The sequence below is a fragment of the Shewanella sp. AS16 genome, from assembly GCF_021412365.1.
Classification (GTDB): Bacteria; Pseudomonadota; Gammaproteobacteria; order Enterobacterales; family Shewanellaceae; genus Shewanella; species Shewanella salipaludis.
The window spans coordinates 40,077-51,094 of sequence record NZ_JAKCLK010000014.1; the positions used below are offsets into that span (position 1 = coordinate 40,077).

Here is an 11,018-nt window from a genome sequence, read left to right on the forward strand (position 1 = left end):
GGATACCCAAATGCTGATCCGGAACACACACCACATTCGCACCGCGACCGCCATGGATGGCGAGGCCTTATTAGGCCTGATGAAAGAACACGCGCTATATGAAGGCCATAAACTGAGAGTCATCAAGCAAGGGGAACGTTTAAGCGACCCGACAAGGCTGCCACTGACTCTGTTCGTTGTAGAGTCAAAAGAGGAGTTACTCGGATACGCTTCGGTGACAAAACAGTTCTCCACCTGGGATATGGACTGGTATCTGTACCTCGACTGCCTCTATCTCAGAGAAGACGCCAGAGGTCGGGGCATAGGCCTGGAATTAATGCAGAGGCTCGAATGTTATGCCAAAGAAAACGGCATCGCGCTCATCCAATGGCAAACCCCAAGTGACAATGCATCGGCCATAGGCTTCTACCTGGGACTCGGTGCCAGCTGCCGTGAGAAGCAACGCTTCTTCTGGCCGTTATCGCCACAGTGATCGCTTACTGGATGATATTAACCACAGCTGGCGCATTGCAAAAATCGGGACCGCAATGCCACTTAAAAACACAAGAGAGATGAAGATGAAATACCTGCTGCTGTTTTTCGCAACCTTGTTCATGTCGGGCGCAGGTTACGCTGCCACCACCCAGAGCGGAATAGACTTATCCAAGCCATGGCAACAGAGGGTTTACCGGTTTGCCGTAGATAAACTGCAACATTCCGCCTGGGGCCTGGCTCACAGTGAGCGGGATTATCTGCTGGCAAAACGGATAGCAGCAGCGGAACGGCTCGACATTGACTATGACGTGTTATTCGCCGCCGCATTCCTGCACGATATCGGGGTCTTCAAGCCCTATGAGACGGCCGGCGCCGACCACGCGGCAGTGGCGGCGCAGCATGTGGAACAGATCTTAGACCAGAGCGGATTTCCAATGGAGAAAATCCGGGAGGTGAAAAGATGCATACTGTCCCATATGTTTTATTCCACGCCAAACGACAGTGAAACGGCCCGCGTACTCCATGATGCCGACACCCTGGATTTTCTGGGTAACATAGGCATAGCCAGGATCATCTCAGTCACATCCCGCCATAGATGGGCCAAGGACCTGCCTGATGCGCTTGAATCGATTTCAAAGTTCAACCGTGAACTCCCGGCCAAACTCCTCTACCCAAGCTCGAGAGAGCTAGCCAAACAGAGAGTGGCCGAGGCCAGAGAGTTTACCGAAGCGCTCGCGTCTGAAAGCATCGGCGGCCTGGCATTGTGAAAACGCCGGTCTCCGACAGAGAGCATAGCGACTATACGGCCTGACCGGCGGCGACGCCCGAGGCCCAGGCCCACTGGAAGTTGAAGCCACCGAGCCAGCCGCTGACGTCCATGACTTCGCCGATGAAATACAGCCCAGGCACCTTGGTGGCTTCCATGGTCTTGGATGACAGCTCGTTGCTGTCGACGCCGCCCAGGGTTACTTCGGCGGTGCGGTAGCCTTCGGTGCCGTTCATCAGCACAGTCCAGCGATGCAGGCTGTCGGCCAAGCCAGCGCGCTCGGCATGCAGCAGCTGATTGAGGGCCTTATCCAACAGGGCTTCGGCGAACAGCACTTCCACCAGGCGCTTGGGCAGCCACTGACCTAGGGTGTTGCGCAGGCTCTGCCTGGGATGGGCCGCCAATTGCTGTTCCAGCGCCTGGGCCGCATCCAGTGACGGCAACAGGTCGATTTCTATGGTCTCACCGGCCTTCCAGTAGTTGGAGATCTGCAGTATCGCCGGTCCCGACAGGCCGCGGTGGGTAAACAGCAAGGCTTCGCTGAAGGCAGTGCCATCTTTGGCGGTAATGCGGCTGGGCACGGCTATGCCCGACAGGGGCTCGAAGCGCAGCTTGTCTTCGCTGTGCCAGGTAAAAGGCACCAGGCCGGCGTGAGTCGGCAACACCTTGAGACCAAACTGCTCGGCGAGCTGGTACCCATAGGGCGTGGCGCCCAACTTGGGCATGGACAGGCCGCCGGTGGCGATCACCAGCGAATCGCAGCTCAAGGGGCCATTGGCAGTATTGAGTTCGAACTTGCCCGCCGCCGTCTTGACCACGGCCAGGATCTCGGTGCGCAGCTTGATGGTCACCCCGGCCCAGTCGCATTCGGTCAGCAGCATCTGCACTATCTCCTTGGCCGAGTCGTTGCAGAACAACTGGCCATGATCCCGCTCGTGATACTCTATGCCGTGACGTTCCACCAGCTCGATAAATTGCCCCGAAGGGTAACGGGCCAGCGCCGATTTGACGAAGTGCGGGTTGCCGCAGAGAAAATTGCCCGGCTCGACCCTCAGATTGGTAAAGTTACATCGGCCACCGCCGCTGATGAGGATCTTGCGGCCGGCCTGCTTGGCGTTGTCCAGTAGCAGCACATCACGACCTCGGTAACCCGCAGTGGCTGCGCACATCAATCCTGCCGCGCCGGCGCCGATGATAATAACCTCATGATGTTTCACTGCACTGCTCCAAACGTAAAAATAAACGAGTTCAACTTGTCGGCCCTGACGGCGATTCGAACACAAAACTGCTCAAATTTCGCCCACAAAAAAGGGCGCTATTCTAGCACCCTTTGTTCTTTTCAGCATCACCCCCATGCTAGGACGCGGGTGTTTCCGATTTCTGTTCTCTGCTGAGCAACTCTTTGGCGGCATCCACCGGCGATTTACCACCATAGAGCACCTGATAGATCTGCTCTGTGATCGGCATCTCAACCCCGAGGCGGTGCGCCAGGGTGTAGACTTCCTTGGTGTTGCGGTAGCCTTCGACCACCTGGCCTATTTCGGCCTGGGCAGTGTCGACATCACAGCCCTTACCCAGCGCCAAACCGAAGCGGCGGTTACGGGATTGGTTGTCGGTACAGGTCAGCACCAGATCGCCCAAACCTGCCATGCCCATGAAGGTGGCCGCATTGGCGCCCAGGGCTTCACCCAGACGGGTCAGTTCGACCAAGCCGCGGGTGATCAGTGCCGTTCTGGCGTTGGCACCGAAGCCTATGCCATCGGACATGCCGGCACCTATGGCGATGACGTTCTTGACGGCGCCGCCCAGTTGCAGGCCGATGAAATCATCGTTGGCATAGACACGCAGACGCTTGGGACTATGCAGCAACTCCACCAGATCCTGGGTGAACGCAGGACAAGTCCCGGCAACGGAAATGGCCGTCGGCAGGCCCTGAGCCAACTCTTTGGCGAAGGTGGGCCCGGACAGCACAGCCAAGGGAAATTGCTCGCCTAATACATCGCGGGCAACATCCTGCAGCAAACGTCCTGTTTCGGGTTCCAGCCCTTTGGTGGCCCAGACGATGCGGGCATCGCTGCGCAGCAGCGGCTTGGCCTGGGCCAATACCTCTCCGAACACATGGCTCGGGACCACCAGCAGCACATTGCGACTGGCCGCCAGCGCCTTGCCCAAGTCGGCTTCGATTTCCAGACAATCGGGAAATTGAATGCCGGGCAGAAAGGCCTGATTGCAGCGCTCGTCGGCCAACAGGCGCAACTTGTCAGGGTCATGCCCCCATAACAGGGTCTTGTGGCCGTTGCTGGCCAAAGAAATGGCGAGGGCGGTGCCATAAGAGCCCGCCCCCAATACCGTAATTTCGGCAGAGTTTTTCATGCTTTAACTTACGCGTTGGCTTCTTCGGCAGTTGTTGCTTCGGCCGCAGCGGCTTGACGTTGTTGCACGTATTGGGCAAACAGGGCGTCGAAGTTAACAGGTGCCAGGTTCAGTTGTGGGAAAGTACCACGGCCAACCAGACTGCCAACGGCTTCACGAGCGTATGGGAACAGCACGTTAGGGCAGTATGCACCTAAAGAATGTGCCAGTTGCGGCTCGGTCAGACCTTGAATAGAGAAGATACCCGCTTGCTGAACTTCACACAGGAAAGCTGTTTCTTCACCATTTTTCGCAGTCACGGTCAGAGACAGTACGACTTCGTAGACATCGTCGGCCAGCTTGGCGCTGCGAGTGTCCAGATCCAGCTTAACTTCCGGGTTCCATTCTTTCTGGAATACGCCTGGGCTGTTAGGCGTTTCGAAAGAAATGTCCTTGGTGTAGATGCGTTGAATGTTGAACTGTGGGGCTTGTTGTTCGTTGTTTGCTACTTCAGCCATAATTTCCTACCTTCCAATGTTAGTTCGGCTTTTTCTTTGAAAGCCAATATTCAGGGCTTTTGCCTTGCGAGACCTGAGATCTCAGCACTATCCCGGGGTTTAGAACGAACTTAAGCTTGAGCCCTAGTCGATCCTGCCGCGCTGGACATCATCCTTATGCTGCCGAATCCCTGCTGCCATAACGCAGCAGAGCAAGCTCGGCGCTCAAGTCTACAACATTATCTCTTGCTCTTGGCAACCGGCATATTTGCCGCCTGCCAATCGCCCATGCCGCCTTTGAGATTAAACACTTGCTCAAAACCTTGTTTAATCAGCAGCTGGGCCGCCTGTGATGATGTTATGCCAGTGTTACATACCAATATAATGGGACTGGTTTTATGCTTTTCAAGGCTTGCCAGCTGATTATTTTTAATCTCTGCCAGAGTCAGGTTGATGGCATCGACTATATGGCCCTTGCGAAACTCGTCTTTGGTCCGCACATCGACCACCTTGGCTTCCTGACGATTGATCAGCAGCGTCAGCTCCTGTGGGTTGATATTCTTGACCTTCGAGGTGCCGGACTTGATCAGGCTCACCAGGAGTACGACAAACAAACCCACCCAGGCCAGACTGAGCATGGCGTGAGCTTTAAAAAATTCGATATATTCTTGCATGGTTTAGGCCCATTTAGATGGCGAAGAAGTTTAAGGCCCAGAGTATACCCATTGCCTTGGCAGAATGCAGCAAGTTAGTCGGCGCCGGGCAAGCCATGGGTTGGGGCCACAGAGCCGGCCTTGGCAGCCATTATTAAGCACTCGGTGAGGATTATCCGGGTAAAGCGCTTTTTCACACCTGCCTTACGTAGTAATATTTAACCAATTTCAGGTTTCTACCGCTTCCAATGCCCTGCAATTCGGCGCCAAGTCCCTTGTCGCATCCGATTCGGGCCAGATCAAACTTAAAGGTATCAAGATGAAGACAAGTAAACGTCCTCTGGCATTACTCATACTCGATGGCTGGGGTTACCGTGAAGAAACCCATAAGAACGCGATTTTTCACGCCAATACCCCAGTGCTGGATCGACTCAATGCCCAGTATGCCCACAGTTTGGTGTCTGGCTCAGGCTATGATGTCGGTCTGCCGGACGGGCAGATGGGCAACTCGGAAGTAGGACATATCAACCTGGGGTCGGGTCGCATCGTTTACCAGGAATTGTCGCGCATCAGCAAAGACATAGCAGATGGTGAATTCGACAGCAACCCGGCGCTGGTCGCAGCGGTCGATGCCGCTATCGCCGCCAAGGGTGCGGTACACCTCATGGGCCTGTTGTCGGCCGGTGGCGTGCACAGCCACGAAGACCATATCGAAGCCATGTGCCGCATGGCGGTGAAGCGCGGTGCAACCAAGGTTTATCTGCATGCCTTCCTCGATGGTCGCGACACCCCGCCCCGCAGTGCCAAGGGCAGCCTGGCACACTTCAACGACCTCTTTGCCGACCTGGGCCATGGCCGCATCGCCTCCATCATAGGCAGATACTATGCCATGGACAGGGACAATCGCTGGGATCGGGTATCCCAGGCCTATGAGCTGATCACCCAAGGCAAGGGTAAGCACAGCTATGGCAACGCCCTCGACGCTTTGGATGCCGCCTATGCCCGTGATGAAAACGACGAATTCGTCGGCGCCTCGGCGATCACGGATGCCGACGGCCGGGTCGCCACCCTAGAGGATGGCGATGCGCTGATTTTCATGAATTTCCGCGCCGACCGTGCCCGTCAGATCACCCGCAGCTTCGTCAATGCCGACTTCGACGGCTTCCCGCGGGCCGTCACCCCCAAGATACATTTCGTGATGCTGACCGAATACGCCGCCGATATCCAGGCGCCTGTCGCCTATCCCTCGGTGGATCTGGTCAACACCTTGGGCGAAGTGCTGCAGAACCGCGGCAAGACCCAGCTGCGCATCTCGGAAACCGAGAAGTATGCCCATGTGACCTTCTTCTTCAACGGGGGGAAAGAGACGCCGTTCGAGGGTGAAGATCGGATACTTATCCAATCGCCCAAGGTCGCCACCTATGATCTGCAGCCTGAGATGAATTCGGCCGAACTGACGGATAAGCTGGTCGAAGCCATAGAGTCGACCAAGTACGATGTCATCATATGCAACTATCCCAATGGCGACATGGTGGGCCATAGCGGTAATTTCGACGCCGCGGTCAAGGCCTGTGAGGCGGTAGATGCCTGCATAGGCAGGGTGGTCGAGGCCCTGGCCAAGGTCGACGGCGAATGCATCATCACGGCGGATCATGGCAACGCCGAGAAGATGGTCGATGAGTCTACCGGCCAGGCCCACACAGCCCATACCAGCGAGCTGGTGCCTTTCCTCTTCGTTGGCCGCAAGGCCAAGATCAGGGAAGGCGGTCGCCTCAGTGACATAGCGCCAACCATGCTGGCCCTCATGGGCGAAGCCATTCCCGAGGAAATGACCGGACAGCCACTGATCGAATTACTTGAGTCATAAGCCGGCAGTGAATATACGACTGTCAATCAAGGCCAGCCTGGTCGCTGGCTTGCTTATCTTGTCTCAACCTGCGCTGTCTTCGGATCTGGAGCGGCGTCAATCCGAGCTCAAGTCCATCCAGGCGCAGATCAATAAGCAGCAGAGCGCCCTGCAGGATACCGGCAAGCAAAGAGAAAAGCTGGTCAGCCTGCTCAAGAGTGACGAGAAGGCGATTGCCGAGGCGGCGAAGCGGGTCAACGCCACCAAGAGCGAACTCGCCGCTCTGGATGCCAAGCTGGTCGAGCTCAACCGGCGCCAGCAACAGCTGGACACCCTCAGGCTCAGCCAACAACAGACACTGTCGAAACAGCTATCCAGCGCCTACCTCGCCGGCAACCACGATTACAGCAAGATGTTGCTCAATCAGCAGGATCCGGCCAGCATAGAACGCCTGCTGGCCTACTACCAATACTTGAACAAGGCCCGCACCCAGGCCATAGATCAGCTGAAACAAACGCTCTCGGCCCTGAATGAGATCCGCAGCAGTCAGAAGGACAAGCAGCAGCAGCTCAATGCCTTGGTCATCACCCAACAGGAACAGGCCAAGCGCCTGAGCCAGGAGCAGAGCCAACGTAAATCCACCCTGACCGAGCTACAGCGCACCCTCTCAAGCAAGGCCGAAGAGCTGGAACAGTTACAGATAGAAGAGGCCAGCCTGAAACGCATAGTGGAGCAGGCCTTGCTCGCCATGAAGGACACCCCCGCCATGGACGGCTTGGACGCACTCAAGGGCAAACTGGGCTGGCCCACCAAGGGCAGAGTCAGCGCCAGCTTCGGCAGCAGCCGTTCCGGGCGACTCAACTGGAAAGGCATAATGCTGGCGGCACCGGAAGGCCAGAATGTCAACGCGGTGGCGGCCGGGCAAGTCATCTATGCCGATTGGCTCAGGGGCTTCGGCATGGTGTTGGTCATAGATCATGGCAAGGGCTACATGAGCCTCTACGGTCATGCCCAGGCGCTGCTGAAGGCGCCCGGCGACTTGGTCAAAACCGGTGAAGCCATCGCACTCGTCGGACGTTCGGGTGGACAGACAGAGCCTGGCCTATACTTCGAGGTACGGCATAAGGGGCAAGCCGTCGATCCGGCGAGATACTGCCACTGACCCCTTAGCCACTAAGGGGGTTCCATGTCATCCTATATCCGCTATCTCTGCTGCCTCGTCCTTGGGTTGACCCTGGGACTGTCGGTCACCCTTTCGGGTAAAGAAAATACTCAGGCCCAAGACACTCAGTTTGATTTTCCGCTGCTGTTGGATGTGGTAGACACGATAGAGACCTATTATGTGCAACCCATGTCCAAGGAAGAGCTCATACAGGCGGCGATTCAGGGGATCTTCGCCCATCTGGATCCCTATTCCAGTCTGCTCAACTATCAGGAGCAGCTGAGCCTCAGAGACAGCAATAAGGGCGAGTATTTCGGTTTCGGCTTCGAAATCGCCACCGACAGCGACAAGATCACCATAGTGACCCCCTTCCCCAACTCCCCGGCAGCACACGCAGGGATCCGTGCCGGCGACCAGATCATAGCGCTCAACGATGTCCAGGTCAGCGCCGGCAACCTGTCCGAACTGCTGCAGGAAATCAAGCAACATAGCCTGAAGAACCAGGCGATAGACCTGGTCATCAGTCACCAGAATACCGAAGGAAAATTTCAGATAGTGCTCAGTCCGGCGCTCATCGAAGTCGACTCGGTAGAAGGCAAAATACTCGACAATAAGATTGGCTACATCAGGCTGTCGAGCTTCCAGGAAGACTCGACCCAAGACATGATGAAACTGCTCCAGGGATGGCAAAGCCAGCCGCTCAAGGGGCTGATACTGGATCTGCGCAATAATCCGGGCGGTCTGTTGGATCAAGCCATCAAAATCGCCGATCTCTTTCTCGCCAAGGGCAAAATTGTCTCCACCTCGGGACGCTTCTTCGATGCCAATTCCGAGTACTATGCCTCCTCGGATACCTTAATGACCGACAAGCCCATGCTGGTATTGATCAACAAGGGCTCGGCATCCGCATCTGAAGTCCTGGCGGCAGCCCTGCAGGAAAATGGCCGGGCGAAACTCATGGGCCAGACCAGCTTCGGCAAGGGCACAGTCCAGAGCCTGATCCCGACCCTGAACCAAGGCAATGCCATCAAGCTGACCATAGCGCATTACCAGACGCCCAACGGCGAAGACATTCATACTAAAGGCATAAAACCAGACATAAATTTTCCATCCGAGACTGTATTAGCGGGGGAGAATATGCCTATAATCGAGCCCAGCTATCCCCATGATGATATAGCCCAAGATACAGTGGTAAACTCGGCGATCGCATGGATTAAAACCAATAACTAAAAAGCAGGCCGAGTGCGCTATCTTCTTCTAGTCTTGTTACTGACAGGCATACCCAGTGCTTATGCGGCCCAATTAGCGCTCATCATAGACGACATAGGCTATAGACGAACCGATGCGGCGGTATTGAGCCTGCCGCAGAATGTCACCCTCTCGATTCTGCCCTACACCCCCTTCGGCGACCAACTCGCCCATAAGGCCCACGTCAAAGGCCATGAGATCATGCTGCATCTGCCCATGCAGGCGCTCAATGGCAACGCCCTGGGCATGGGAGGCCTCACCAACCTCATGGATGAAGCCGAGATTAAATCTCAGGTAGACAAGGCATTAGAGCGCATTCCCTTCGCCAAAGGGGTCAATAATCATATGGGAAGCCTGCTCACGCAGCTGCAACTGCCCATGCATTGGGTAATGCAGCGCCTGAAGCAGCATGAACTCTATTTTGTCGACAGTGTAACGACACATTTTACCCAGGCAGGCAATCAAGCAAGACGCGAAGGTGTGCCTCTGCTGGAGCGTGGCATCTTCCTCGACAATGATTTGACTCCCAAGGTATTGGAAAAGCAGTTTCGTCAGGCCATTGCCCGGGCAAAGACTCAGGGAAACCTGGTCGTCATCGCCCACCCACACCCGGAAACTGTGCTGTTTTTGAAGGAAAACCTGGGGAGACTGGCGGCGCAGGGAATTACTTTGGTGCCCACCTCGGCCCTGTTGGGCCTGGGGACACAGAGACTGGCTAAGGCGCAACTAGAGAGTAACCAGAGCACCAGCCGTTAAGCTAGCCTGTCTGGGTCTCCAACGAAGTGATCAGCCATAGGGCCTCCTCATTCGAGCCGCCACACACATCTGGTGAGGCACTGAATTCGCCACACACAGCGGGCCGCTCCGGCCGGCCAAAGATGCCACACAAGTTATCGTCCGTTAATTGAATACAGCGCACCCCGGCGGCCTTGCCATTCGGCATGCCCGGAATAGCACTGCTTATTGATGGCGCTATGCAGCAAGCACCGCAGCCGAGACGACAATCCATCTTATCCTTCCACAACCTGAGCCTGTAAAGCGGCTATTATACCCCTATCCCCACAGAGATACCCTCAAAGGATGACAGTGACAGCCAAAGGCTCACCCGGCCTTGAAGAGGCGTTATCAATAAACCCCCAAACGAAAGCGCCGTAACATTGCTGCAGCGGCTCTCATCTTGATATGGACTCAGCGGGCGCTGCTTTTGAGCAGAAGCCGCACGGATTATTCATGAGACGCACATACGAAAAACGCCTCATCATATGACGAGCCCTCTATGTAAGTGGCACAGCGGACGCCGATGTTGAAAGAGTGAACCCGCGCCCCCCGGCGTGACAGGGTGAATATGACGAAGTCATGCGCTCATGAACGAGAGATAGGAGGTCGAACTGGCTCAGTGCAGGGATGCACACTGCTTTCTATTTATAAAAAAGCTAAAATCCCCATGGATGGGGTGAATGCCAAACAATGTCGGGAACATTGTTGGTCCAACTGAACTACCGCTCCTTTAGCTTTCTTTGACACAACGAAAAAAGCCTCTACATTGCTGTAGAGGCTTTCGTCTTGATGTTGGCGGAGCGGACGGGACTCGAACCCGCGACCCCCGGCGTGACAGGCCGCTTTCTATTTAATAAGAAGCTAACCAACTGAACTACCGCTCAATCTTTAGTAACTGTATAAGTTTCAAACACGAAAAAGGCCTTTGCATTTCTGCAAAGGCCTCAATCTTAAGTTGGCGGAGCGGACGGGACTCGAACCCGCGACCCCCGGCGTGACAGGCCGGTATTCTAACCAACTGAACTACCGCTCCTTTAGCAATTTGCTTACGCAGGATGCTAAATTCTTTTAAAGTCGTTGATATGTCATTATCAGTAGACTTTCTCTTCAAAAGAGAAATTAGGCGCCTGGAAATGACCTACTCTCACATGGGGAGACCCCACACTACCATCGGCGCGATTGCGTTTCACTTCTGAGTTCGGGATGGGATCAGGTGGTGCCACAATGCTATGGTTTCCAGACA

At 55.5% G+C, this 11,018-nt stretch carries 11 protein-coding genes, 1 tRNA gene and 1 rRNA gene; 6 read left to right on the plus strand and 7 right to left on the minus strand.

What is annotated here, in order from left to right; genetic code table 11:
- The first annotated feature begins 10 nt into the window (after positions 1-10).
- The gene (locus tag LZP73_RS18390; protein WP_234236392.1) at positions 11-472 is read left to right on the plus strand and encodes a GNAT family N-acetyltransferase; all 462 of its coding nucleotides are present in this window, start codon (positions 11-13) and stop codon (positions 470-472) included.
- Between the two features lie 85 nt (positions 473-557).
- Positions 558-1,241 (plus strand): HD domain-containing protein, encoded by a 684-nt coding sequence (locus LZP73_RS18395; RefSeq protein ID WP_234236393.1) that lies wholly within the window; start codon positions 558-560, stop codon positions 1,239-1,241.
- Between the two features lie 31 nt (positions 1,242-1,272).
- On the opposite strand, the gene LZP73_RS18400 is transcribed toward LZP73_RS18395, so the two are convergent.
- The 4 genes from LZP73_RS18400 to LZP73_RS18415 form a co-directional block, all read right to left on the minus strand.
- On the minus strand, positions 1,273-2,457 hold the full coding sequence (locus tag LZP73_RS18400; RefSeq protein WP_234236394.1) for an NAD(P)/FAD-dependent oxidoreductase: 1,185 nt from the start codon (positions 2,455-2,457) through the stop codon (positions 1,273-1,275).
- 139 nt (positions 2,458-2,596) lie between these two features.
- The gene (gene gpsA, locus LZP73_RS18405) at positions 2,597-3,613 is read right to left on the minus strand and encodes an NAD(P)H-dependent glycerol-3-phosphate dehydrogenase (RefSeq protein ID WP_234236395.1); all 1,017 of its coding nucleotides are present in this window, start codon (positions 3,611-3,613) and stop codon (positions 2,597-2,599) included.
- Between the two features lie 8 nt (positions 3,614-3,621).
- Positions 3,622-4,110 (minus strand): protein-export chaperone SecB, encoded by a 489-nt coding sequence (gene secB, locus LZP73_RS18410; RefSeq protein WP_169564987.1) that lies wholly within the window; start codon positions 4,108-4,110, stop codon positions 3,622-3,624.
- A 218-nt stretch (positions 4,111-4,328) separates the two neighbouring features.
- Positions 4,329-4,763, minus strand: coding sequence for a rhodanese-like domain-containing protein (locus LZP73_RS18415; protein ID WP_234236396.1), 435 nt, complete (start codon positions 4,761-4,763; stop codon positions 4,329-4,331).
- A gap of 298 nt (positions 4,764-5,061) precedes the next feature.
- Between LZP73_RS18415 and gpmM the strand changes: the two genes are divergently transcribed.
- Genes gpmM through LZP73_RS18435 form a run of 4 tightly spaced genes read left to right on the plus strand, consistent with a single transcriptional unit; the run spans position 5,062 to position 9,754 of the window.
- Positions 5,062-6,609, plus strand: a complete 1,548-nt coding sequence (gpmM, locus tag LZP73_RS18420) for a 2,3-bisphosphoglycerate-independent phosphoglycerate mutase (protein WP_234236397.1) — start codon at positions 5,062-5,064, stop codon at positions 6,607-6,609.
- 7 nt (positions 6,610-6,616) lie between these two features.
- Complete coding sequence (locus LZP73_RS18425; protein ID WP_234236398.1) at positions 6,617-7,750, plus strand: murein hydrolase activator EnvC family protein; 1,134 nt, start codon at positions 6,617-6,619, stop codon at positions 7,748-7,750.
- Between the two features lie 24 nt (positions 7,751-7,774).
- Positions 7,775-8,980, plus strand: coding sequence for a S41 family peptidase (locus LZP73_RS18430; protein WP_234236399.1), 1,206 nt, complete (start codon positions 7,775-7,777; stop codon positions 8,978-8,980).
- 12 nt (positions 8,981-8,992) lie between these two features.
- Complete coding sequence (locus tag LZP73_RS18435) at positions 8,993-9,754, plus strand: divergent polysaccharide deacetylase family protein (RefSeq protein WP_234236400.1); 762 nt, start codon at positions 8,993-8,995, stop codon at positions 9,752-9,754.
- Between the two features lies 1 nt (position 9,755).
- Here the strand turns inward: LZP73_RS18435 and LZP73_RS18440 are convergent, their stop codons facing one another.
- The 3 genes from LZP73_RS18440 to rrf all read right to left on the minus strand — a co-directional run bounded on the left by LZP73_RS18440 (position 9,756) and on the right by rrf (position 11,016).
- Positions 9,756-10,007, minus strand: a complete 252-nt coding sequence (locus LZP73_RS18440) for a YkgJ family cysteine cluster protein (RefSeq protein ID WP_169564992.1) — start codon at positions 10,005-10,007, stop codon at positions 9,756-9,758.
- Between the two features lie 724 nt (positions 10,008-10,731).
- Positions 10,732-10,808, minus strand: a tRNA-Asp gene (locus LZP73_RS18445).
- 92 nt (positions 10,809-10,900) lie between these two features.
- Positions 10,901-11,016, minus strand: a 5S ribosomal RNA gene (rrf, locus tag LZP73_RS18450).
- Positions 11,017-11,018: the final 2 nt, after the last annotated feature.